At 70.3% G+C, this 266-nt stretch carries 1 pseudogene; it reads right to left on the reverse strand.

Going from position 1 to position 266, the window contains the following annotated elements:
• A pseudogene (locus GTW40_RS22595) lies at nt 1–266 on the reverse strand (glucose-6-phosphate dehydrogenase); the annotation flags it as partial.

The raw sequence follows: 266 nt of genomic DNA on the forward strand, positions 1-266 counted from the left end.
ACGTCCCGGATCTCCATGGAGGTGCCGGGCACCTTGGAGCCGAACCGGACCGTGATGCCCTCGTCGGGCTGGACGCGGATGACGACCGCGTTCTGGCCCAGCTCCTCGGTCGCCGTGTGGTCGAACGGCGAGTGCGGGGCCCGCTGGAAGACCACCGCGATCTCGGTGACCCGGCGGCCCAGCCGCTTGCCGGTGCGCAGATAGAAGGGGACACCCGCCCAGCGGCGGTTGTCGATCTCCAGCTTCACGGCCGCGTAGGTGTCGGT

It is taken from the genome of Streptomyces sp. SID4985 (genome assembly GCF_009863025.1).
Taxonomy (GTDB): Bacteria; Actinomycetota; Actinomycetes; order Streptomycetales; family Streptomycetaceae; genus Streptomyces.